The sequence below is a fragment of the Burkholderia sp. PR2 genome (genome assembly GCF_052372875.1).
Classification (GTDB): domain Bacteria; phylum Pseudomonadota; class Gammaproteobacteria; order Burkholderiales; family Burkholderiaceae; genus Burkholderia; species Burkholderia diffusa.
In genome coordinates, this window is sequence record NZ_JBQRWH010000002.1 from 135,019 (window position 1) to 157,959 (window position 22,941).

The window sequence follows — 22,941 nt, forward strand, 5'->3', positions numbered from 1 at the left end:
CCGACGCCGACCCATCGGCCGTCCACGGCAGTTGGCGCCGCGTGCGGCGTGGCAGGAGGCGCTACGTATCGATGCCCGGGCCGGTCTGGCCGATCGTGCGGGCACGTTTGAACCACGCGACTTGCGACCGGCAGAACGCGAGATTTGCGCGAACGATGGCCGACGGATGCCGATGTGACGGATACGGCAGGTTCACCTGATGTTCGGGCTCGCGCTCGCTCGTGCGTAGCGTCTACGCGCCGCGCTTGCGCCGCACGTCGCTCGGCGTCGTGCCGGTCCAGCGCTTGAACGCGTGGCGGAATCCCACCGCGTCGCTGAAGCCGAGCGTCAGCGCGATGTCCTCGGTGCTGAGCGTGGTGGTGCTCAGGTAGTCGATCGCGAGCGCCTTGCGCACGCTCGTCAGCAACTCGCTGTACGACGTGCCTTCGGCGTCGAGCTTGCGGCGCAATGTGCGCGACGTCATGCACAGGGTGTCGGCGATCGCGTCGATGTCCGGAAACTGCCCGGGCGTGCGCGTGAGTTCATGGTAGACGCGCCGCGTGACGCCCGCCTGGCTGCGCAATTCGTCGAGCAGGCGCGCGCAGTGCGACGACACCTGCGCGGCGGTGATCGGATTCGCGAGCTGCGGCGCGCGCGTGAGCCACGCGGCCGGGTAGCTCAACACATGGTGCGGCTGGTCGAACGCGATCGGGCATTCGAGCGCATCGGACAGCAGCGCCGCATGCGGCGGTCGCGGCTGCGCGAACTGCGCGCGGGCCGGCACGCACCACGCGCCCATCACGTCCTTGATGATCGTCACGTGCAGCGCGAATTGCATGTCGATCAGGAAGCGGTAGAGGGGCAGGTCCGGCTCCGGCAGTGCGGTTTCATGCGGATCCGGGAACAGCCACGACGCGGTGTCGCCCTGTTCGACCCACCGGATCGCGAGCATCCCGTTCGCGAGCTGGTGATATTTGACTGCCGAATCGAATGCATGCGCGAGCGATTCCGAACACAGCATCGCGTAGCCGTACATTCCGTAGCTCGACGCATGCAGCCGGCGGCCGACGCGCACGCCGAGATCGGTGCCGTCATAGCGGCCGATCGCGTTGCGCGCGGCGGTCAGGAACTGCAGTTGCGATGTGAGCGTGAACGGGTCGGTGACGGCGTCCGGCGACAGGCCGGTGCCGTCGAGCACGGCGGTCGGGTCGAGGCCGAGTTCCTGGGCGACACCGACCAGCACGGCCAGCTTGGCCGGCGAGAAGCGCTTTTCGCGCAACGCGTGGGCGAGCGGGGCGTCCGGCAGCGGGGCAGCGCCGGCGGCCGTCGGGGTCAAGAGCGCACTGCGCGGCATGGCTGGTTCTGCGTCCGATTCGATACCGTTCCGGGTTCGCGATTTTGCGCCGGAACGCGCGGGCGCGCCATAGGGTTCACCCTGATGCACATGGCCTTGCACGGCCCGACAACGGCAAACCGACGCGCGAGCGCTAGCCGTGGCTGGCGGTGCGCCGCGCGTCCGCGTGTCCGTTTCGATCATCTTTTCGACCGCCCGGATCATTTTCAAAGCACCGTTGGCGGGCGATAGTCGTCGGTCAGGCGACGGCCCATGCGCATCCGGTGCGCGGGCCGCCGTGCGAACGGCGCTGCCTGGCGCCGTCCCCCGAGGAGCAGGACATGACGAAGAGACACTGGATCGGCTCGTACGGCTCGATCCCCGCCGAGATCGATGCCGATCGCCATCCTTCCGTAACCGCGCTGCTGGACGAAGCGATGCGCCGCTTTGCCGATCGCCCCGCGTTCCGTGCATTCGGCCGCACGCTGACCTACGCCGACGTCGACCGCCTGTCGGCCGCGCTCGCCGCATACCTGCAGCAGGTCGTGGGCGTGCGCAAGGGCGACCGCGTGGCCGTGATGCTGCCCAACGTGCTCGCGTTTCCGGTGACGTTCGTCGCGCTCGCGCGGATCGGCGCGATCCAGGTCAACGTGAATCCGTTCTACACCGCGCACGAGCTCGAACACCAGCTGAACGACGCGGGCGTCGAAGTGGCCGTGGTGTGCGGCGGATCGATGGGCACGTTCGCCGACGTGGTCGGCAAGACACGCATGCGAACCGTGCTGAGCGTCGGGCGCGGCGATCTCGGCGTCGTCGATGCGCCGGCCGGCGCGTGCGACGCGCTGCCGCCCGGCTCGATCCCGCTCGCGGACGCGATCGCCGCCGGCGAATCGCTCGCCTTCGAGCCGGTCGCGCTCGGCGGCGCCGATCTGCTGCTGCTGCAGTACACGGGAGGCACGACCGGGCTGTCGAAGGGTGCCGCGCTGTCGCACCGCAATCTCGTCGCGAACATCGAGCAGTTCGCGGCGATCGTGCCTGCCGCGCGTCAGCCGGGCGAGGAGGTCGTCGTCACGGCGATCCCGCTGTATCACATCTTCGCGCTGACCGTGAACTTCCTGTCTTACTTCGCGATCGGCGCGGAGAACTGGCTCGTCGCGAACCCGCGCGACATGGACGGCTTCATCGACGTGCTGAAGGCGGCGCGGCCGTCGGTGTTCGTCGGCGTCAACACGCTGTATGCGGGGCTCGCGGGCCATCCGCGGCTGAAGGAAGTGGACTGGTCGCGGCTGAAGCTGTCGGCCGGCGGCGGCGCGGCGGTGATCGACGTGATCTCCGCGCGCTGGAAGGCGGTGACGGGCAACTTCATCCGCGAAGGGTACGGGCTGTCGGAAACGTCGCCGGTGGTCACCTTCAACCCGCAGTCGATCGACGCGTTCACGGGCACGACGGGCTTGCCGCTGCCGTCGACCGACGTGAAGCTGCTCGACGACCAGGATCGCGAGGTGGCGATCGGCGAAGCAGGCGAGATCTGCGTGCAGGGGCCGCAGGTGATGGGCGGCTACTGGCAGAAGCCGGAAGCGAACGCGGCGGCGTTCACCGCCGACGGCTACTTCCGCACCGGCGACATCGGCGTGTTCGACGCGGCCGGCTTCCTGAAGATCGTCGACCGCAAGAAGGACATGATCATCGTGTCGGGCTTCAACGTGTACCCGAACGAGGTGGAAGCCGCAGCCACGTCGCTGGCGGGCGTGGCCGAATGCGCATGCATCGGCGTGCCGGACGAGCGCACGGGCGAGGCCGTCAAGCTGTTCGTGGTGCTTGCGCCGGATGCGGCCGTCACCGAAGCGGAGATCGTCGCGCACTGCCGCGAGAACCTCGCGGCCTACAAGGTGCCGAAGCTGATCCGCCTGGTCGATCGGCTGCCGAAGTCGACGGTCGGCAAGATCCTGCGCCGGGAACTCAGCCGCGCCGACTGATGGCGCCGAAGCGCCGCGCGCCCGTCGGCGCGCGGGCCGGCACGCCGAAAGCCCCGAAGGCCCCGAAGGCCCGGTCCGGGCCGCTCAAGTACAATGCGAGCGGTTCGACCGACGGGGACGCGATGACCGGTTCAGACTCACCTTCCGCCCGGCCCGGGCAGGCGCTACCGTCGCCGAGCGCGACGGTGCCGATCTCGCTCGTCAACGGTTTTCTGGCGAGCGCCGGCGCGCGCCGCGACGTGGTCGAGCGCTACCTGCGCGGGGCCGGCATCCCGCTCGAGCTGCTCGGCGAGCCGCATGCGCGCGTGACGGAAGAGCAGTTCTCGACGCTGTACCGCACGCTCGCGATCGACCTCGACGACGAGATGCCCGGCATCTTCTCGCGCCCGCTGCGCGGCGGCACGCTGAAGTACCTGTGCCTGAGCCTGCTCGATGCGCGCAACCTCGAAACGGCGCTGCACCGTTTCAGCCAGTTCTTCCATATCCTGCTCGACGACTTCTTCGTCGAATCGAAGCGCGATGGTCTGGTCGCGCAGGTGCTGCTGCGGCCGAACCCGGCCGTCGGCCCGATCGGCGCGCTCGGCCAGGAATTGATGCTCAAGCTCGTGCACGGCGTGTGTTCCTGGCTGATCGGGCAGAAGATCCCGCTGCTGAAGATCGAGTTCGCGTGCCCGCGGCCGCGCCATGCGGTCGAGCACCTGTACTTCTTCACCGGTTCCGTGCAGTTCGATTGCGAACGCACGTTGATGCGCTTCAGCGCCGACTACCTCGACGCGCCGATCCGGCAGAGCAAGCGCAACCTGCGCAAGTTCCTCGCGCGCGCGCCCGGCGACTGGATCTTCGAATCGTTCAGCGAACAGCTCGTGTGCCATCGCGTGCGGCAATACCTGTCGGCGGCGCTGCCCGACCTGCCGGTGATCGACCAGGCGGCCGAGCATCTGCATTGTTCGGTGCGCACGCTGAGCCGCCACCTGGCCTCGGAAGGCACGACGTTCCAGGCGCTCAAGGATGAACTGCGGCGCGACATCGCGATCCAGCGGCTCACCGATACGCTCGACACGATCGCCGCGATCGGCGCCGATATCGGCTTCGACGATCCGAGCGCGTTCCATCGCGCGTTCCGCCACTGGACGGGCAGCACGCCGGGGACTTACCGGCGGCGCACGTAGTGCGGTTTTTTCGAACCCGATTTCAATCCCGTTCCCATAACCGGCATCCTTCGCGCGCTCCCATGGACGGCTCCCCGTCGTCACGCGTCATCATGCGTGCGGCATGCTGTTGCGCTTTTCGTATCGGGAATGGCGCACCGCGAAGATCGTCCACATCGCGTCGTTCGCCGTCACGAGCGGGCGGCGTCGCGTCGCGCTCGACGAATTCGACGGACAGGGCGAGCGCGTGAGGATGGCAAGGGCATCGCGAATGCCGTAGCTGTAATGCGTCCATGCCCCGGCGTTGATCAGCACCGCATCCTGGCGTTCCTCGAAAGCGCGATGAATGCGCTCGCACATCGCGCCTTCGCCGTTCGTCTGGAACGATTCCACCTGTACACCCAGTTCCTCCGCCAGCCCTTGCAGCCGTGCATCGATCTGCGCGAGCGTGATCGTCCCGTACTGTGCGGGGTCGCGCTTGCCGAACATGTTGTGATTGATGCCGTGCAGCATCAGGATCTTCTTCATGCGAATCTCCATCGCGTGTTCAATCAAAGGGCACGGCCAGCCGATCGATCACCGAGCTGGTCTCGGGGCGTACGCCGCGCCACCATGCGAACGCTTCGGCCGCCTGCTCGACCAGCATGCCGACACCATCCGCAATTCCGTGCACGCCTGCGTTTTTCGCGAGCCGCAGAAACGGCGTCAGACGCTTGCCGTATGCAAGTTCGTAGGCGGTGCCGGTCGGACTGAACACGCTCGGCGGGACCGGCGGCAGGTCGCCGGTCAGGCTCGCCGACGTCGCATTGACGACCAGGTCGAAACGCCCCATCCGTGCGAGGTCCGCGTAGCCGCCGGCAACGAGCGGACCGCGTCCGGCAACCTGCGCGACCAGGGCGCGCGCCTTGTCGACGTCGCGATTCGCGATGACCAGTTCAGCCGGTCCGGCTTCGAGGAACGGCAAAAGCGCGCCGCGTGCCGCGCCGCCCGCACCGAGCATCAGGACACGCTTGCCGGCCATCGGCAGATTGAGGTTCGCCTCGATATCGCGAACCAGGCCGATGCCGTCGAAGTTGTCGGCCAGGATGCGGCCGCCGTCGAACTTGAGCGCGTTGGCCGCGCCCGCGAGCTGCGCCCGCTCGCTGCGTTCGTCCGACATCGCGAACGCGTCGAGCTTGAACGGCGCAGTGACGTTGATGCCCTTGCCGCCGCCTTCGAAAAAGGCACGAACCGCGGCTGCGAAAGCGCCTGCCGGCTCGACGGGCCCCTCGATGGGCGTATAGCTGATGTCCTGACGCGTCTGCTGCGCGAAGAGGCCGTGAATCAGTGGGGATTTCGTGTGCCCGATCGGATTGCCGATCACCGCGTATGGGTCGGTCATCATTGGCTCGCTTTTGAATAGAGGACGCCGTCGGCCTGCATCGCGTCGATTTCGGCCGAATCGAACCCGAGGGAGCGCGCGACTTCCGCGTTGTGCTGCCCGAGATCGGGCGCGACGTCGCGAATCGTCGTATCGCAATCGGAAAACCGGAACGGCAGGTTGGGCAGGCGCAGCGTCCCGTAGCGCGGATGCTGTTGCTCGACGACCATGCCTCTCGCCTGGATCTGCGGATCGTTCAATACCTCGTCGATGCGCTGCACCTTCGCGCACGGAACGTCGATGCCGTCGAGCAGTTCGAGCACCGACGCGACGGAACGCGCGGCCACCCACGGCTCGACCACCGACAGAATCTCCGCGCGGTGCGCGTTACGCCCGGTGCTGTCGTGAAACCGTGTGTCGGCGCCGAAGTCCGACGGGCCGCCGTGCGTCGCGATCAGCCCGGCGAAGCGTTTCCACGCGTCGTCGACTTGTGCGGCGATCACGAGATCGCCGTCCGCGGCACGGAACACGCCATAGAGTGTCGAGGTCGGCATGTCGTGCCCGGTCTGCTCGGGCAGCACGCCCTGCAGCGTGTAGCACTGCACCGCATATTCGTGCATCGATACCAGCGTGTCGTACAGCGCCATGTCGATGTGTTGCCCGCGGCCGCTCTTCACGCGCCCCAGCAGCGCGGCGTTGATGGCCGCGACCGCATGAATGCCGGTGTACATGTCGCCGAGCGAGATGCGCAGCAGCGGCGGCCGCTCGCCCGGCGTGCCCACCATCTGCATGATTCCGCTCCTGGCTTCCGCGATCAGCCCGAAGCCTGCGCGATGCGCGTCCGGACCGGTGTGCCCGTACGCGGAAATCGAACAGTAGACGAGGCCCGGATTGCGCGCCGACAATTCCGCATAGCCGAGCCCGAGCTTGTCCAGTGCACCCGGCCGATAGTTCTCGATGAACACGTCGGCGGAGTCGCACAGCCGCTGCATGAACGCCTTGCCGCGCGCGTCCTTCATGTTGACGCTGACGCCGCGCTTGCCCATGTTGAGCTGCAGGAAGTAGCCGCTTTGCTGGTCGTCGAGCACGGTCGCGTGCTGGCGTCCGGCGTCACCCGATCCGGGGCGCTCGACCTTGATGACTTCGGCGCCGAGCGCCGCGAGACAGCGCCCGACATACGGACCGGCAAGGAAGTGGCTGTAGTCGACGACGCGAATACCTTCGAGTGGGCGAGCCTGCATTACAGTGCCTCCGGGCGGCGCGGCACCATCAGGCGATGTTCGCCGCGTTGAACGACCTGATCGTCCTGATTGATCAGCTCCGACGGCAGCACGACGATGCCCCAATCCGGGCGGCTCTTGCTGGCCCGCATCGAGCCGACGCGGAACTTCACGTGCAGCACATCGCCGACCTTGATCGGCAGCAGGAAATCCCAGCTCCAGCCGAGCGACATGCCCGGCAGAAAGCGATAGTCGCTCTGCGTCTTCAGGCCGTCGGCGATGGACAAGCCGAACAGCCCGTGCGCGACGAGGCACCCGAAATGGCTCGCGTTGGCGTATTCCTCGTCCACGTGGACGGGCGTATGGTCGCCGGTGAGGTCGGCGTACGCGAGAATGCGCTCCTTGGTCACGATGTAGGTCGGGCTCGTGCACGTGTCACCCTCGCGGGCGTCGTCCCAGTATTTCTCGACGATCGTCATGGTCATGCCTCCGCGCGCGGGTTGATCGCCAGTGCCTGCGCGACGCAGGAAGCCGGCCGGGCCTGGATCAGTTCGACGGCGAGCCCGTCGGGCAGGCGAAGCCAGTTCCGCCCTTGCGGCATCTCCGACACGCCGAACCGTTGTGCCCCGGCCAGCGCGGCTTCCAGGTCTTCGCACATCACGCCGAGATGCGCGAGCCGGCCTTCCGGGCCATCGTGTTCCGGCGCGTGGATGAACTGCAGGCCGCCGAGCGTCCAGTACTGCCGCGGCGCGTCGAGCGTGCCGTCCACTTCGCGCAGGGTCATGCCGAGCACTTCCTCGAAGAAGCGGATGTGCCAGCCGATGTCCTTCACCCAGATCGCAACGTGTTCGAGATAGGCTTTCGTGGCATTCATGCGGCGGCCTCCTGCCGTTGGCGATCGGCCATCGCGCGTTCCAGCCCCTTGATGCAGGCGACGAGCGTTGCATTGACCGGGGTCGGCACGCCGTAGCGCTGCCCCCAGCGCACGACCGAACCGTTGATGAAGTCGATTTCGGTGATCGAGCCCTTCTCGAGGCTTTGCAGCATCGACGTCTTGAAGGTCGCGGGGAGCCCCTCGGCGGCGAGCGTCCAGGCCTGTTCCGGATCGGTCATCGACAGCTTGACGCCGGCCGCCTGCGCCGCCGAGATCGCCTCGGCCACGGCTGCGAGCGACGTCGCCTTCAGCAGCGGCTCATCGTAAAGCTGCCCGTAGGTGAGACCCGTAAGGCCGGTCAGCGCACCCGTCGCGACATTCACCAGCAGTTTGTCCCACATCGTGCCGACGATGTTGTCGCTGATCGTCGTGGCGAGGCCGGCGGCATCGAACGCGGCGGCGATTGCCTGCACGCGCGGCGTGATGCGGCCGTCGAGTTCGCCGATATAGGTGTACTTGCCGATCACGCCGGATTCGATATGGCCCGCGCCGCGCAGCACGCCGCCGACGTAGGTCTTGCCCGCGAGGACGCGCTCGCGGCCGACGACGTCGATCAGGATGTCCTCGTGTCCGAGGCCGTTCTGCAGCGACAGCACGGCGGTATCCGGACCCACCAGCGATTGGGCGCCGCGGATGGCCGCGTCGGTGTGGAACGACTTGACCAGCACCACCACCAGGTCGGCCACGCCGACATCGGCAGCCTGAGTCGTCGCGTGGACGCGTACGTGGCGGGTGCCGCCCGCGTCGTCGACGCGCAGGCCGTCACGGCGCATCGCATCGACGTGTGCGGGCGAGCGGTCGATCAGCCAGGTCTCGTGGCCGCCTTGGGTAAGGGTCGCGCCGATCGCGCAGCCCAGCGCGCCAGCGCCCAGAATTGCTATTTTCAATGGCTTCTCCTTGACGTATGGCATCACGATAGGAGTCGCCGCTCATGCCGACAATGCAATGGATACAATGGCATCATTGCCACGGACAATAACGCCACGATGCCCGCCGATCTGCCCGACCTGAAGCTGCTTCAGCTTTTCGATCTCCTGTACGACGTGCGCAGCGTCACGCGCGTCGCCGAGCAACTGGGGCAGAGCCAGCCGACGGTCAGCATCTGGCTCGGGCACTTGAGGGAACACCTGCACGATCCGCTCTTCATCCGGACCCCCGGCGGGATGGCGCCGACACCGCAAGCCGACGCGCTGATCGGGCCATGCCGGGAAATTCTCGAATCGCTTCGGCGCTTCACCGCATGGGAGATCGCGTTCGATCCAGCGACGGCCCAGCGGCGTTTTCGTATCTGCATGACCGACGCGAGCCACATCACGCTGCTTCCAAGGCTGCTGGCCCATGTCCGGGCGCAGGCGCCCGGCGTCCGGCTGGAAGTCGCACGGATCGACGGCAATACGGAACGCGCGCTCGAATCCGGCGAAGCCGATCTCGCGATCGGGTATGTGCCGTGGCTGGGTGGCGGCATTTATCAGCAGAAGCTGTACGACCAGGACTGGGTATGTCTGGCCAACCGGCATCATCCGAGGATTCGCGGCCGCCTCGGGGCCAAGCAGTATCGTTCCGAAGGACATGTCGCCATCACCGCGGGAACCGGGGCGCAACTCCTCGAACAGGCGCTGCGGCAGGCGCGCATCGAGCGAGACGTGGTGCTGGAGTTGCCGGGTTTTCTGGGTCTGGGTGCGATCGTCCAGACGACCGACCTGATCACGACGCTACCCCGTCATATCGGCCAGACACTGGCTCAGGCGAGTGATCTGGCGGTTCATGCGTGTCCGATCCCGGTCGACGGGTTTGCGGTACGGCAGCATTGGCATGCGCGATATCACCATGAGGCAGGCAACCGGTGGCTGCGCGGCGTCGTGATTCAACTGTTCGGTGCATCGCAGTGACCTGCGGCTCTGGCGTTCGCGAGGGACGCCAGACGGGCCGGCACCTGGCTGGATGCAAAACGTCCGTCGAGCGGTATTTTTCGACGTTTTGCGTCGAAGTTCGATGCGGTTGAGATTTTTTTAGTCGCATCGAGGCGATATGATTTCTCCAGCCCCAACATAGTCGGCCAAACCATGAAGCGCGCCAGCATCGCTGCGACGCGGCCCCGCAAGCACGAGAGAGTTGTATGCCGGACACGCCAATCGTCATCGTTGAACACGCCCGCAGGCGAACCGCTCAAGTCCGGGCCGGCGACGTCCCCGCCGCCTTGCAGGATGGTCCCAAGTGGGTGTGCAGGATCGTCCCGGAGCACGCGCAGCAGTCCCGCGAAGGGCACCGGTCCGCTGCAAGCGCGGCTGAAGTGCTCGGCCGACTGAAGCCTGCGAACGTCGTTTTGACGGACCCTGTCCCGAGCGCCGGCGGCTGGCTGGCGCGTGCTTCGACCGACGGGGCCGGCCGGTGTCGCGCCTATGCGCATCTCGGGGCGGACCGGGTTCTCGAGATGGTCGGCATGCCGGCCGTCGGCCCGTGGCTCGACGAGCACGACACCTGGTGGCCCGGCGCGTACGAGTTGCCGCTGCTCGAACAGTTGTCCGCGAACGCGTCGCCTCTGCGCGACCTGCTCGGTGCGACTGCATCCGCCCATCTGATGATGAGCCTGACCGAAGTCGACGGCACTGCACTCGTGACCGAATCGGACGATGGCATCGAGCGTCCGTTCCGAATTCCCGCGGGTGTGGATACGATCCATTTCGCACCAGTACGTATCTGCGGGCCAGCGGCGCAGTGGCGCGAAACGCTCGTTACCGCGTTCGACCGTGTCCGGCATCTGGTCGGGCTCAGATCGGCGCGCCCTTTCTATCTTTGACGCAAGCACCCGTTTCCGGCAGGCCACGCCATGACCGACGCACTCGACTCCTTCGACCGCAAGATCCTGAATATCGTCCAGCGCGATTGCACCGCGACTGCGGATGCCATTGCCGAACGAATCGGCCTGTCCACGTCGGCCGTGCAAAAGCGGCTGAAGCGCATGCGCACCGAAAAGATCATTTCGGCGGAAATCGCGGTGGTCGATCGCGCGGCGGTCGGCAGGCCGATGACGTTCATCGCGGCGATCGAGATCGAACGCGAAAACTACGAGACGGTCGCCCGGTTCCGCGAGTGGTCGAAGGCGCATGACGAAATCCAGCAGATCTACTACGTGACCGGCTCCGTCGACCTGATCGCGATCATCACCGCGCACGACGTCGAGGCGTACGACCGGCTGTCCGCGCGGATCATGCAGAGCAATCCGATGATCCGCCGGATCAACACGAATGTCGTGCTGAGCGCGGTCAAGGTCGGGCTGTTCGTGCCGGTCGACAAGGACGGCGACGACGAACCGTCGGCCACCTGACGTACTCGTTTCGCGCGGGACGGGCGATCCGTCCGTCCCGCATTACAAACCGCAACGGATGATGACTTGAATCGGGCGAAACGCCTAATTTGAAAATCGATTCGCATAACTAACCTGTGTCGTGTCGTCAATGAACAGGAGAAGATCAAGATGGAACTCAAACTGGCACTGGTCGGTTTCGGCGGAGTCAATCAGGGACTCGTCGATTTGCTCAAAAAGAAGCGTGCGATGCTGGGTGCGGCGGGACTCGACGTATTGGTGACGACGGTCGCCGACCTGCGGCTCGGGATCGCGACGAATCCTCGCGGTATCGCGCTGGACGTCCTCGACGAAACCGCTCGGCGGGGTGTCGATGCCGAAGCGCTGCGTCGCGATCCCGGCACGCTGGTGTCGCCGGACGTCAGCCTCGGCGCGGTGCTGAAGGCCATCGCGTCGGAACACGTGGATGTCGTCATCGAGGCGACCTTCACCGATCCGAACACCGGTGAGCCCGCGCTGTCGCATTGCCGTACCGCGCTCGAATGCGGCAAGCACGTGATCACGACCAACAAGGGGCCGATCGCGCTCGCGCAGCCGGCGCTGGCGCGGATCGCCGCGCAATCGGGTGCTTGTGTGATGTACGAGGGCACGGTGATGAGCGGCACGCCGGTGCTGCGGCAACTCGCGACCTCGCTGCGCGGCTGCGACATCCACGGCTTCGCCGGCATCCTGAACGGCACGTCGAATTACGTGCTCGGTGAGGTCGAGGCCGGCGCGAGCTTCGATGCGGCGATCCGGGATGCGCAGCAGCGCGGCTATGCGGAGGCGAACCCGGCGGCCGACGTCAACGGTTCGGACGTACAGCTGAAGGTCGTCATTCTGGCGAATGCACTGTGGAATGCGGGCCTCAAGCGTAGCGACGTGACGTGCCGCGGCATCGTGGAACTGACCGAGCACGACGTGCGCGCAGCGGCGGCGGAGCGCACGTCCTGGCGATTGATCGGATCCGCCATCCGCCATCCGGACGGCACCGTTACCGCGAGCGTCGAACCGCGCAAGCTGCCGGCCGGCCATCCGCTGCTTGCCGCGAGCGGCGTGACGAATGCGATCACGTTCGACACCGACGTGCTCGGCGGCGTGACGATCAGCGGGCCGGGAGCCGGCCGCGAGGAAACGGCGTTCGCGATCCTCTCCGACCTGATCGAACTGGCGGACAGGATTGGTGCAGCCTCGCACGAGGTGGCGGCATGAGCGCGCGCGATGCGGTGATGGGCGACTGCACGGCAGCCGGCGTAGCCGATGTTCGGTCGCCGTATGACGGCTCGATCGTCGGCCAGGTTCGTCTGTCGCGAGCCGATGCGGCGCCGGTCCTCGTCGAGCGCGCGCTCGACGGCGCGCGCGCGGCCGCAACCATGCCGCGCAGCCAGCGGGCCGACATCCTGTTTCGCGCAGCCGCGAGCGTCGAGGCACAAGCGGAGACGTTCGCACGCACGATCGCGCTCGAAGCGGGCAAGCCGCTGCGGCAGGCCCGCAAGGAAGTCGCGCGCTGCGTGAACACGCTGCGCCTGTCGGGCGAGGAAGCGAAACGACTCAACGGCGAGACGATCCCGTTCGACGGGTATCCCGGCTCGGAGGATCGCAGCGGCTACTACACGCTGGAGCCGCTGGGCGTGATTCTCGCGATCACGCCCTTCAACGACCCGTTGAACCTCGTCGCACACAAGCTCGGGCCGGCGATCGCGACCGGCAATGCGGTCATCCTGAAGCCCTCGCTGCTCGCGCCGCTGTCCGCACAGGCGCTCGTCGAGGTCCTGTGGGATGCCGGTGCGCCGCGCGCCGCGCTGCAGATCGTGCACGGCGGCGCGGATATCGCGTCCGCTCTGGTGCGCGACCGGCGGATCCGGATGGTGACCTTTACCGGTGGCCCGCAGACCGGCGAGGCCATCACGCGCGATGCGGGACTCAAGAAGATCGCGATGGACCTGGGCGGAAATGCGCCGGTGATCGTCATGGCCGACTGTGACCTGAAGGATGCCGCCGAATCGTGCGTGTCGGGCGCGTTCTGGGCGGCGGGACAGAACTGCATCGGCACGCAGCGGATCTTCGTCGCCGAGGCCGCGTACGAGCCGTTCGTGCGGTATTTCGTGGAACTGACCGGCAGGATGGTCGTCGGCGATCCGCTGGACGATGCGACCGACATGGGGCCGATGATCGGCGAGGAGCAGGCGATCCGCATCGAGCGCTGGGTCGACGAAGCAGTCGCGGGCGGTGCGACGGTGCTGACCGGCCATCGGCGGCGCGGGGCGCTGTATGAACCGACGGTGCTTGCGGATGTGCCGCACGACGCGCGTGTCTGGACCGACGAGGTATTCGCGCCGGTCGTGACCATCGAGAAATTCACCGACCTGCAGCAGGCGCTCGACGCAGCCAACGCGTCGGAGAGCTGCCTGCATGCAGGCGTGTTCACCAACCGCCTGGAGGTGGCGCTCGGCGCGGCCGAGCGCCTGCAGGCGGGCGGCGTGATGATCAACGATTCGTCCGATTACCGCTTCGACGGCATGCCGTTCGGCGGATTCAAGCATGGGTCGCTGGGTCGGGAAGGCGTTCGATTCGCGATGACGGAAATGACGCAGCCGAAGGTGGTCTGCTTCAGGCGCAACCGGCGGCTGTCGAGCTGATGCGCAAGCGCGGGCCCCTCGCGGGCCGGCGCGGCGCGAACCGGAGCGGTGTGAGCAACGTATCGAAGAAGGAGTCGAGGATGCCAGCAGCAATTCCTGCATGCAAACCGGCGGCGGACGCGCTGGTGGTCGAGGATATTCACAAGTCGTTCGGCGGTGTCGAGGTGCTGAAGGGCATCTCGCTGACCGCGAAGAATCATGAGGTCGTGTCGATCCTCGGCAGCAGCGGGTCGGGAAAAAGTACGTTCCTCAGGTGCATCAACTTGCTGGAAATGCCCGACCGTGGCCGGATCTGCGTGAATGGCGAAACGCTCGCGCTGAAACGGGCAGGCCGCGACGGCGCGCTCGTCGCGGCCGACGCGCGGCAGGTGATGCGCGTGCGCCGCAAGCTCGCGATGGTGTTCCAGCAGTTCAACCTCTGGGCGCACATGACCGTGCTGCAGAACGTGATGTTCGTGCCGGTGCGCGTGCTCGGCGTGCCGAAGCGCGACGCCCGCGACAAGGCGATCGCGATGCTCGAACGGGTCGGGCTCGCCGGCAAGTGCGAACACTATCCGAACCAGCTGTCGGGCGGCCAGCAGCAGCGCGTCGCGATTGCACGAGCGCTCGCGACCGACCCCGACGTGATGCTGTTCGACGAGCCGACATCGGCGCTCGATCCGGAGCTCGTCGGCGAAGTATTGAAGGTGATGCGCTCGCTGGCGGACGAGGGACGCACGATGCTCGTCGTCACGCACGAGATGGGATTTGCGCGCGAAGTCGCGAACCGCGTCGTGTTCGTCCACCAGGGACGAATCGAGGAAGACGGCAGTCCCGACGAGGTATTCGCGAGCCAGAAATCGCCGCGTTTCCAGAAGTTTCTGTCCAGCATCATCTGATGCGGATTCAATGTCAACCGGAGGGGAAATCATGAAAAAGCTGCTTCAGTCGCTGTGCGTGGGCGCGGCATTGCTCGGTTCGGTCGCGCATGCCGAGCAGGTCGTGCGGGTCGGCACGCTCGCCGATTACGCGCCGTTCGAATACAAGGATGCATCCGGCAAGCTGCAGGGCATGGAGATCGACATCGGCAAGAAGATGTGCGACACGATGAAGGTCAAGTGCCAGTGGGTGACGATGGATTTCGACGCGCTGATTCCTGCACTCAAGGCGAAGCAGATCGATGCGGTGCTCGCGCAAATGTCGAAGACGCCGGAGCGTGAGCAGTCGGTGGACTTCACGCGCATTTTCACGACGGCGCCCGTGCAGCTCGTCGCGAAGCAGGGCTCGGGCATCACGGACAACGCCGCCACGCTGCGTGGCAAGACGATCGGCGTTCAGACGGCATCGACGCACGAATCCTATTTGCGCCGCCGCCTGCCGGCGAGCAAGTCGGGGATCAACGTGAAGGTCTATCAGACGCTCGACGAGGCGTGGCTCGATCTCGAGGCCGGGCGCGTCGATGCGGTGTTTGCCGACAACACGGTCGCGTACGACTGGCTGACGAAGGCCGGCAGGAAGGAGGGTTTCGACTTCGTCGGCAAGCCGATCGCCGATGCGGAGATCTTCGGCGACGGCACCGCGATCGCGGTACGCAAGGGCGACGCGCCGTTGAAGGCGCTGTTCGACAAGGGCATCGCGCAGGTGCAGGCGGATGGCACGTTCGCCGCGGCCAACAAGCGCTATTTCCCGTTCAGCATCGCGCCGCAATAACCGCGCATCGGCACCGCGCGGGCGCCGGACGGCGGCCTGCGCGATCCGCGTCTTACACGGAGCGACATGACGATGGACATCTTGATGAACTACGGCGCGCAGATCGCGGCTGGCGCGCTCGTCACGCTGGAGCTTGCGGTCGCCGCGCTGTGTGTCGGCATGCTGCTCGGCATCGCCGGTGCGTCGGCAAAACTGTCGAGCCTGGGGTGGCTCAGGCATGCGACCTATGCGCTGACCAATTTCCTGCGCGGAATTCCCGAGTTCCTGATCCTGTTGATCTGCTACTTCGGGCTGTCGCATCTGCTCAACGCGCAATTCGATGGCGCCCTGGTCATCAGCCCGTTCTCCGCCGGCGTGATCGCGCTCGCCGTGGTGTTCGGCGCCTACTCGTCGGAGATGTTTCGCGGCGCGTTCATCGCGGTGCCGGCCGGACAGATCGAGGCGGCGCGCGCGTTCGGGATGACACGCCTGCAGACACTGTGGTACGTGCGGCTGCCGCAGGCATGGCGCATCTGCCTGCCGAGCCTGAACAACATGTGGCAGAACCTGCTGAAGGACACGTCGCTGGTGTCGATCGTCGGGCTCGAGGACATGTTGCGCAAGGCGAACATCGCCGCGCAGTTCACCAAGCAGCCGTTCGTCTTCTACGTGACGGTCGGAATCGTCTATTTCGGCTTTCTCGCCGCATCCAACCCCGTGTTCGCGTGGCTCGAGCGCATCGCGGGCCGCGGTTACGCAAAACGCACCTGAAGAGGGCCATATGATGAACGACTTTCTTTCCCTCATCGAGCAGTCCGGCCCGGACGTCGCGCGCGGCATATGGATCACGCTCGAGCTGCTGGTGCTGTCATGCACGCTTGCGTTTGCGCTCGCGGTGCCGCTGGCTGTCGCGCGCACGTCGGCGTGCCGGTGGTTGTCGACCCCGAGCCGCCTGTTCATGTCGGTGTTTCGCGGCACGCCGCTGCTGGTGCAGATCTTCGTGCTGTATTACGGGCTCGCGCAGTTCTCGATCGTGCGTGCGTCGCCTCTGTGGCTGCTGGTCGGCGGATCGTTCTCGTGTGCATTGTGCGCGCTGACGCTCAATCTCGCGGCCTACATGGCGGAAGACATCCGGGGCGGGATCGCCGGCGTCCCCGCCGGCGAGAAGGAAGCCGCGCTCGCGTTCGGGATGAGCCGCTTCATGCTCACCTGGTTCGTGATCGTGCCGCGCGCGATCGGCATCGTCGCACCGACGCTCGGCAACGAGATCGTGCTGCAGCTGAAGTCCACCGCGCTTGCCAGCACGATCACCGTGCTCGACCTGACCGGTGTCGCACGACGCATCTCCATCGAAACCTATACGACCGACGCGCTGATGCTGGCCGGCATCGTGTACGTCGGTATCACGGCTGTGCTTTCGACCGCGCTCAAACGCGTCGAAGGTCTGCTGAATCGCCATCTGGGCAGCGTGCGTGCCTGACGGGCGCCGCATGAACGCGACACAACGAACGATCCGAGGACGACATGGGATACAAGCTTGAAACGCTGGCGCTCGCCGCTGACCGCGACGTGACCGACGAGAAGTCGGTCGCGCCGGCGATCCACTATTCGGCGGTATTCAAGGCAGCCGGCAGCGAGGAATTCGCGGAGATGTCGAGCGTGCCGCAGCATCCGCGCAACTACACCCGCTACGGCAATCCGGTTCACGAGCGCGTGAAGGCGATCATGGCGGAGCTCGAGGGCACCGAGACCGCGCTCGTCACGGCATCCGGAATGGGCGCGATCGCGACCGCGATCCTCAGTGTCGTGAAGGCCGGCGATCATGTGGTCGGCCAGACGCGTCATTACATGAGCACCACGAAGCTGCTCGACGACATGCTGCGCCGGTTCGGCGTCGAGGTGACGTTCGTCGACCAGACGGACGTGGCCGCGTTCGATCGCGCGATCCGGCCGAACACACGGCTGATCGTGCTCGAGTCGCCGGTCAATCCGCTGCTGCTCGTGACCGACATCGCCGCGGTGACCGAAATCGCAAGAGCCCGCGGCATCCTCACGCTCGCGGACAACACGTTCGCGTCGCCGATCAATCAGCAACCGCACCGGCTCGGTGTCGACATCGTCGTGCACAGCGCGACCAAGTATCTGGGTGGCCATCACGACCTGACGGGCGGCGTGATCTGCACGAGCCGCGTGCTCGCCGAGCAGATCTGGCATACGCACATCACGCTCGGGGCGGTGCTGTCGCCGATGGACGCGTGGCTGCTGCTGCGCGGGCTGCGCACGCTGCCGATGCGCGTCGAGCGGATCAACGCGAACGCTCAGGCGCTCGCCGAATTCCTCGAAGCGCACGCGAAGATCGAGCGCGTGTTCTATCCGGGCCTGCGCAGCCATCCGCAGCACGGGCTCGCATGCCGGCAGATGCGCGGTTTCGGCGGCGTGGTTGCGTTCGGTGTGCGGGGAAGCTACGGCGAAGCGCAGCGCTTTGTCGAGGCGCTGCGCTTGCCGCTGAATGCAGGCAATCTCGGCGGCGTCGATTCGCTCGCGATCCATACGGCATCCATGTGGGCGGGCACGATGTCGGCGGAGCAGATGCGCGCTGCCGACATCCCGCTCAATTTCATCCGCTATTCGGTTGGCATCGAGCACATCGACGACCTGAAAAGCGATATCGCGCAGGCATTGGAGCAGATCTGACACGGACCCGCGCGCACGTTCGATCGAAGCCCGACGCGCGTCGCGCCGACCTTTGAATCGATTCGCGCACGAGATGCGTGAATTGCAACGACGGAGCACGGACTATGCATGACATCACGGTACTCGACGGCGGCATGGGCCGCGAACTGGCGCGGATGGGCGCGCCGTTCAGACAGCCGGAATGGTCGGCGCTCGCACTGATGGAAGCGCCGCATTACGTCGGCCTCGCGCACGACGCATTCATCGCGGCGGGTGCCGACGTGATCACCGCGAACAGCTATGCGGTCGTGCCGTTCCATATCGGCGAGGAGCGGTTCCGTCGCGACGGTGTCGCGCTCGCGGCACTTGCCGGGCAACTCGCGCGGCAAGCGGCGGACCGCGCGGGGCGGCCCGTGCGCGTCGCAGGATCGCTTCCGCCGACCGGCGGTTCCTATCGCCCCGACCTGTTCGACGCAGCGCGCGCGGATGCGATCCTGGCGTCGCTCGTCGATGGGCTCGATCCATACGTCGACCTGTGGCTGGCCGAGACGCAGAGCCTGACGGACGAGATCGGCGCGGTCCGGCGTGCGCTCGATGCGAATCCGAAGCCGCTCTGGGTCTCGTTCACGCTGCGCGACGACGTCGACGCAGGTGCCACGCCGGTACTGCGATCGGGACAGACGCTCGACGAAGCGATCGACGCCGCCGTGTCCGCGCGCGCGACCGCGCTGCTGTTCAACTGCAGCCAGCCGGAAGTGATGGGTGCGGCGATCGAGACGGCGCAGCGCACGCTCGCGAGAGCGGGAACGTCGCTCGTGATCGGCGCCTATGCGAACGCGTTTCCGCCTCAGCGCGCCGATGCGCGCGCGAACGAGGAACTCGACGGCCTGCGCGGCGACATCGATCCGCCCGGCTATGCAGGATGGGCAGAGCAGTGGCTTGCGCTGGGCGCACGGATTGTCGGCGGGTGTTGCGGAATCGGGCCCGGCCACATCGCGGCATTGCGGGACGCGGTCGATGCGCGCGGCGCCGGGCACACCGGATTCGGCCAATGAAGATCGACGGCCTGGACCAGAAGATAATCGACGCGTTGTGTGCCGATGCGCGGATTCCGCTCGCGGTATTGGCCGACAGGATCGGCCTGTCCAGGCAGGCGGTCCGGAACCGGATCGACCGGCTCGAAGCGCTGAACATCATTGCCGGCTATACGGTGCGGCTCGCAGTGCCCGACGATGTCGTGCCGGTGCGCGCCGTGATGCTGGTGTATCGCAAGGACCGGATGCGCGGCGCCGACGTGCTCGCCGCGCTCGAGCGGATCGCCGAGGTGCGCGATTGCGCGGTCCTCAGCGGCGAGGTCGATTTGCTGGTGCAGATCGAGGCGGCCACACACGAGCGCATCAGCGACATCTGGGCAACGATCAGCGCGCTGGACGGCGTGCAAAACATGACGACCAGTTTCGTGCTCGACTCCGTTGTCCACAAGCGCTGACTAAACCGGCGCAATGGAAAAAGGGCAGGTGGGGATCTGCTCGTCGCCCGGTTCGGCGTGCGTGTCGGCGTATCGAAGCCACGCGGCGCTGGAGCGGCTTGCTGCCCGCTCCACGCGCGTGGCCGTACTCAGGCTTTCAGTGCACCGAAGATTTCATTGAGCATCGACTTCGCGTCGCCGAACAACATGCGGTTGTTGTCCTTGTAGAACAGCGGATTGTCGACGCCCGCATAGCCGGACGCCATGCTGCGCTTCATCACGATCGACGTCTTCGCTTTCCACACTTCCAGCACCGGCATGCCGGCGATCGGGCTCGACGGATCGTCCTGCGCGGCCGGGTTCACGATGTCGTTCGCGCCGATCACCATCGACACGTCGGCCTCGGGGAAGTCGCCGTTGATCTCGTCCATCTCCAGCACGATGTCGTACGGCACCTTCGCTTCCGCCAGCAGCACGTTCATGTGCCCCGGCATGCGGCCCGCAACCGGGTGGATCGCAAAACGCACGTCGACGCCCTTCTCGCGCAGCAGCTTCGTCAGCTCGAACACCGTGTGCTGGGCCTGTGCAACGGCCATCCCATAGCCGGGTACGATGATCACGCGCTTCGCTTCGCGCAGCAGCTCGGCCGTCTCCGCCGCGCTCACCGCGACCGCCTCGCCGGCCGGCTGCGCCGCGCCGCCGCCGGCTGCCGCCGGTGCGCCCGCGCCGCTGCCGAAGCCGCCCGCGATCACGCTGATGAAGTTGCGGTTCATCGCGCGGCACATGATGTACGACAGGATCGCACCGGACGAGCCCACCAGCGCGCCGATCACGATCAGCAGGTCGTTGCCGAGCATGAAGCCGGTGGCCGCCGCCGCCCACCCCGAGTAGCTGTTGAGCATCGACACCACGACCGGCATGTCCGCGCCGCCGATCGCCATCACCATGTGCACGCCGAACAGCAGCGAGATCACGGTCATCACGACGAGCGGCAGCATGCCGTCCTGGATCGTCTCGGCATGCAGGAACGCGCGGCCGTAGTAGATCACGATCAGCAGCGCGGCCAGGTTCATCCAGTGCCGCGCCGGCAGCAGCAGCGGCTTGCCGCCGATCTTGCCCGACAGCTTGCCGAACGCGATGATCGAGCCCGCGAAGGTGATGGCACCGATCAGGATGCCGACATAAATCTCGACCTCATGAATGGCCTTCTCCGCGCCGGTGAATTGCAGCGACGTGTCGATATAGCTCGCGAAACCGACCAGGCAGGCCGCGAGGCCGACCAGGCTGTGCATCAGCGCGACCAGTTCCGGCATCTGCGTCATCTGCACTTTCTTCGCGGCGTACAGGCCGACCGCGCCGCCGACGACGAGCGCGGCGATCACGTACGGAATGCCCGCGGCCGACACGCGCGGCCCGGCCACGGTGGCCAGGACGGCGATCAGCATGCCGATCATGCCGAGCAGGTTGCCGCGGCGCGCGGTTTCGGGGTTCGCGAGGCCGCCGAGGCTCAGGATGAACAGGATTGCGGCGCCGATATAGGAGACGGTAGTCAGGTTGGAAGTCATTGTTGTCGTCCCCTTATTTGCGGAACATCGCCAGCATGCGGCGCGTGACCGCGAAGCCGCCGAACATGTTGACGGCCGTGAGCGTGAGCGCGCCCACCGCCAGGCCGAGGATCAGCCCGGACGGGCGGTCGCCCGCGTTGGCCAGTTCGTCCAGCGGCGGCGCGACCTGCACGAGCGCGCCGATCGCGATGATCGACGAGATCGCGTTGGTCACGCTCATCAGCGGCGTGTGCAGCGACGGCGTGACGTTCCAGATCACCATGTAGCCGACGAAGCACGCGAGCACGAATACCGTGAAGTGCGACAGGAAGCTGGCCGGCGCGAACTGGCCGACCAGCAGGAATGCCAGCGCGCCGATCGCGAATACGATCGCGAGCGCCTTGGCCGACATCGGTTCGCCGCTGTGGCCGTGGCCCTTCGACTTCGCCGGGGCGGCCGCCGCGGGTGCGGCTGCCGGGGGCTTGGGCGCGACGGCCGCCTGCTTGATCGGCGGCGGCCAGGTGACGTTGCCTTCCTTGATCACGGTGAGGCCTCGGATCGCGTCGTCGTCGAAGTCGACGTTGATCGTGCCGTCCTTGGCCTTGCACAGCTCCTCGATCACGCGCAGCAGGTTCGTCGCATACAGCGTGGACGACTGCCGCGACAGGCGCGACGCGAGATCGGTGTAGCCAACGATCGTCACGCCATGGCGCACGACCGCCTCGCCGGGCACGGTGAGCTCGCAGTTGCCGCCCTGCTCGGCGGCCATGTCGACGATCACGCTGCCGGGCTTCATCGACTGCACCATCTCGGCGGTGATGAGCTTCGGCGCCGGCTTGCCGGGGATCAGCGCGGTGGTGATGATGATGTCGGCATCCTTCGCCTGCTGCGCGTACATCGCGCGCTGCGCCTGCTGGAAGCCCTCGCTCATCACCTTCGCGTAGCCGCCGCCGCCCGAGCCTTCCTCTTCGTAGTCGACCTTGACGAACTCGCCGCCCAGCGACTTGACCTGATCGGCCACCTCGGCGCGCGTGTCGTTCGCGCGCACGATCGCGCCGAGACTCGCGGCGGTGCCGATCGCGGCCAGCCCGGCCACGCCGGCGCCGGCGATGAACACTTTGGCCGGCGGGATCTTGCCGGCTGCCGTGACCTGGCCGTTCAGGAAGCGGCCGAACGCATGCGCGGCCTCGATCACGGCGCGATAGCCGCTGATGCCGGCCATCGACGTGAGCGCGTCCATCTTCTGCGCGCGCGACAGCGTGCGCGGCAGCGAATCGATCGCCAGCACCGTGGCGCGCTTCGCGGCCAGCTGCTGCATCAACTCGGGGTTCTGCGCGGGCCACACGAAGCCGATCAGCGTGCCGCCCTCGCGCATCAGCGCGACTTCGTCGGCGCTCGGCGGGCGGACCTTGAATACGATATCGCTGCCGGACCAGAGCTCGGCGGCGGTGGCGGCGATGCTCGCACCGGCCGCGCGATACGCGTCGTCGTCAAAGTTCGCGCCGGCCCCGGCGCCGCTTTGAACGGCCACCGTAAAACCCAGCTTGATCAGTTTCTCGACCACTTCGGGGACGGACGCAACGCGCCGCTCCTGAGTGGCTGTCTCCAGAGGAATCCCAATCTGTAATGTCATAGTATGAAAGATGGGTGATAGAT

General features: G+C 66.6%; 23 protein-coding genes. 14 read left to right on the forward strand and 9 right to left on the reverse strand.

The window, feature by feature from the left end; all coding sequences use genetic code 11:
* Positions 1 to 232: 232 nt before the first annotated feature.
* Positions 233 to 1,333 (reverse strand): AraC family transcriptional regulator, encoded by a 1,101-nt coding sequence (locus ACT2FV_RS12140; protein ID WP_124902577.1) that lies wholly within the window; start codon positions 1,331 to 1,333, stop codon positions 233 to 235.
* A gap of 320 nt (positions 1,334 to 1,653) precedes the next feature.
* Here ACT2FV_RS12140 and ACT2FV_RS12145 point away from each other — a divergent pair, with 320 nt between their 5' ends.
* Both ACT2FV_RS12145 and ACT2FV_RS12150 read left to right on the forward strand, forming a co-directional pair.
* The gene (locus tag ACT2FV_RS12145; protein WP_444503975.1) at positions 1,654 to 3,288 is read left to right on the forward strand and encodes an AMP-binding protein; all 1,635 of its coding nucleotides are present in this window, start codon (positions 1,654 to 1,656) and stop codon (positions 3,286 to 3,288) included.
* Positions 3,288 to 4,457, forward strand: coding sequence for an AraC family transcriptional regulator (locus tag ACT2FV_RS12150; protein ID WP_444503976.1), 1,170 nt, complete (start codon positions 3,288 to 3,290; stop codon positions 4,455 to 4,457). Before ACT2FV_RS12145 ends, ACT2FV_RS12150 begins: the two co-directional genes overlap by 1 nt.
* Positions 4,458 to 4,547: 90 nt before the next feature.
* Here the strand turns inward: ACT2FV_RS12150 and ACT2FV_RS12155 are convergent, their stop codons facing one another.
* From ACT2FV_RS12155 to ACT2FV_RS12180, 6 genes are read right to left on the reverse strand one after another with little or no spacing between them, the layout of a single operon-like run.
* Positions 4,548 to 4,964, reverse strand: coding sequence for a type II 3-dehydroquinate dehydratase (locus ACT2FV_RS12155; protein WP_444503977.1), 417 nt, complete (start codon positions 4,962 to 4,964; stop codon positions 4,548 to 4,550).
* 19 nt (positions 4,965 to 4,983) lie between these two features.
* Complete coding sequence (gene aroE / locus ACT2FV_RS12160; protein WP_151047516.1) at positions 4,984 to 5,817, reverse strand: shikimate dehydrogenase; 834 nt, start codon at positions 5,815 to 5,817, stop codon at positions 4,984 to 4,986.
* The gene (locus tag ACT2FV_RS12165; RefSeq protein ID WP_226117255.1) at positions 5,817 to 7,037 is read right to left on the reverse strand and encodes a CaiB/BaiF CoA transferase family protein; all 1,221 of its coding nucleotides are present in this window, start codon (positions 7,035 to 7,037) and stop codon (positions 5,817 to 5,819) included. The genes aroE and ACT2FV_RS12165 overlap by 1 nt, the downstream gene beginning before the upstream one ends.
* Positions 7,037 to 7,495 (reverse strand): MaoC family dehydratase, encoded by a 459-nt coding sequence (locus ACT2FV_RS12170; RefSeq protein ID WP_444504267.1) that lies wholly within the window; start codon positions 7,493 to 7,495, stop codon positions 7,037 to 7,039. The genes ACT2FV_RS12165 and ACT2FV_RS12170 overlap by 1 nt, the downstream gene beginning before the upstream one ends.
* A gap of 2 nt (positions 7,496 to 7,497) precedes the next feature.
* Positions 7,498 to 7,890, reverse strand: a complete 393-nt coding sequence (locus ACT2FV_RS12175) for a VOC family protein (protein ID WP_444503978.1) — start codon at positions 7,888 to 7,890, stop codon at positions 7,498 to 7,500.
* On the reverse strand, positions 7,887 to 8,837 hold the full coding sequence (locus ACT2FV_RS12180) for a ketopantoate reductase family protein (RefSeq protein WP_444503979.1): 951 nt from the start codon (positions 8,835 to 8,837) through the stop codon (positions 7,887 to 7,889). The genes ACT2FV_RS12175 and ACT2FV_RS12180 overlap by 4 nt, the downstream gene beginning before the upstream one ends.
* 99 nt (positions 8,838 to 8,936) lie before the next feature.
* On the opposite strand from ACT2FV_RS12180, the gene ACT2FV_RS12185 reads away from it, so the two are divergent.
* From ACT2FV_RS12185 to ACT2FV_RS12240, 12 genes are all read left to right on the forward strand, one after another.
* Positions 8,937 to 9,839 (forward strand): LysR family transcriptional regulator, encoded by a 903-nt coding sequence (locus ACT2FV_RS12185; RefSeq protein WP_226117261.1) that lies wholly within the window; start codon positions 8,937 to 8,939, stop codon positions 9,837 to 9,839.
* A gap of 227 nt (positions 9,840 to 10,066) precedes the next feature.
* Positions 10,067 to 10,747, forward strand: coding sequence for a hypothetical protein (locus ACT2FV_RS12190; protein WP_151047496.1), 681 nt, complete (start codon positions 10,067 to 10,069; stop codon positions 10,745 to 10,747).
* 30 nt (positions 10,748 to 10,777) lie between these two features.
* On the forward strand, positions 10,778 to 11,275 hold the full coding sequence (locus tag ACT2FV_RS12195; RefSeq protein ID WP_012366581.1) for an Lrp/AsnC family transcriptional regulator: 498 nt from the start codon (positions 10,778 to 10,780) through the stop codon (positions 11,273 to 11,275).
* 150 nt (positions 11,276 to 11,425) lie between these two features.
* A complete protein-coding gene (locus ACT2FV_RS12200; protein WP_444503980.1) occupies positions 11,426 to 12,505 on the forward strand; it encodes a homoserine dehydrogenase in 1,080 nt (359 codons plus the stop codon).
* Positions 12,502 to 13,932: an aldehyde dehydrogenase family protein gene (locus ACT2FV_RS12205; protein ID WP_444503981.1), complete on the forward strand. Its 1,431-nt coding sequence runs from the start codon at positions 12,502 to 12,504 to the stop codon at positions 13,930 to 13,932. The genes ACT2FV_RS12200 and ACT2FV_RS12205 overlap by 4 nt, the downstream gene beginning before the upstream one ends.
* Positions 13,933 to 14,012: 80 nt before the next feature.
* Positions 14,013 to 14,810, forward strand: a complete 798-nt coding sequence (locus ACT2FV_RS12210) for an ABC transporter ATP-binding protein (RefSeq protein ID WP_012366578.1) — start codon at positions 14,013 to 14,015, stop codon at positions 14,808 to 14,810.
* 31 nt (positions 14,811 to 14,841) lie between these two features.
* Positions 14,842 to 15,621: a transporter substrate-binding domain-containing protein gene (locus ACT2FV_RS12215; protein ID WP_124902588.1), complete on the forward strand. Its 780-nt coding sequence runs from the start codon at positions 14,842 to 14,844 to the stop codon at positions 15,619 to 15,621.
* A 66-nt stretch (positions 15,622 to 15,687) separates the two neighbouring features.
* The gene (locus tag ACT2FV_RS12220) at positions 15,688 to 16,371 is read left to right on the forward strand and encodes an ABC transporter permease (protein WP_260437157.1); all 684 of its coding nucleotides are present in this window, start codon (positions 15,688 to 15,690) and stop codon (positions 16,369 to 16,371) included.
* A gap of 10 nt (positions 16,372 to 16,381) precedes the next feature.
* Positions 16,382 to 17,080: an ABC transporter permease gene (locus tag ACT2FV_RS12225; RefSeq protein ID WP_444503982.1), complete on the forward strand. Its 699-nt coding sequence runs from the start codon at positions 16,382 to 16,384 to the stop codon at positions 17,078 to 17,080.
* A gap of 44 nt (positions 17,081 to 17,124) precedes the next feature.
* Positions 17,125 to 18,294, forward strand: coding sequence for a trans-sulfuration enzyme family protein (locus tag ACT2FV_RS12230; protein ID WP_175817181.1), 1,170 nt, complete (start codon positions 17,125 to 17,127; stop codon positions 18,292 to 18,294).
* 104 nt (positions 18,295 to 18,398) lie between these two features.
* Positions 18,399 to 19,328 carry a homocysteine S-methyltransferase family protein gene (locus ACT2FV_RS12235; RefSeq protein WP_444503983.1) on the forward strand — a complete coding sequence of 310 codons (930 nt, stop codon included), beginning with the start codon at positions 18,399 to 18,401 and terminating at the stop codon, positions 19,326 to 19,328.
* Complete coding sequence (locus tag ACT2FV_RS12240) at positions 19,325 to 19,762, forward strand: Lrp/AsnC family transcriptional regulator (protein WP_124627122.1); 438 nt, start codon at positions 19,325 to 19,327, stop codon at positions 19,760 to 19,762. The genes ACT2FV_RS12235 and ACT2FV_RS12240 overlap by 4 nt, the downstream gene beginning before the upstream one ends.
* Positions 19,763 to 19,890: 128 nt before the next feature.
* On the opposite strand, the gene pntB is transcribed toward ACT2FV_RS12240, so the two are convergent.
* Positions 19,891 to 21,306: a Re/Si-specific NAD(P)(+) transhydrogenase subunit beta gene (gene pntB / locus ACT2FV_RS12245; protein WP_059683965.1), complete on the reverse strand. Its 1,416-nt coding sequence runs from the start codon at positions 21,304 to 21,306 to the stop codon at positions 19,891 to 19,893.
* Between the two features lie 13 nt (positions 21,307 to 21,319).
* The gene (locus ACT2FV_RS12250; RefSeq protein WP_444503984.1) at positions 21,320 to 22,918 is read right to left on the reverse strand and encodes a Re/Si-specific NAD(P)(+) transhydrogenase subunit alpha; all 1,599 of its coding nucleotides are present in this window, start codon (positions 22,916 to 22,918) and stop codon (positions 21,320 to 21,322) included.
* Positions 22,919 to 22,941 lie beyond the last annotated feature (23 nt).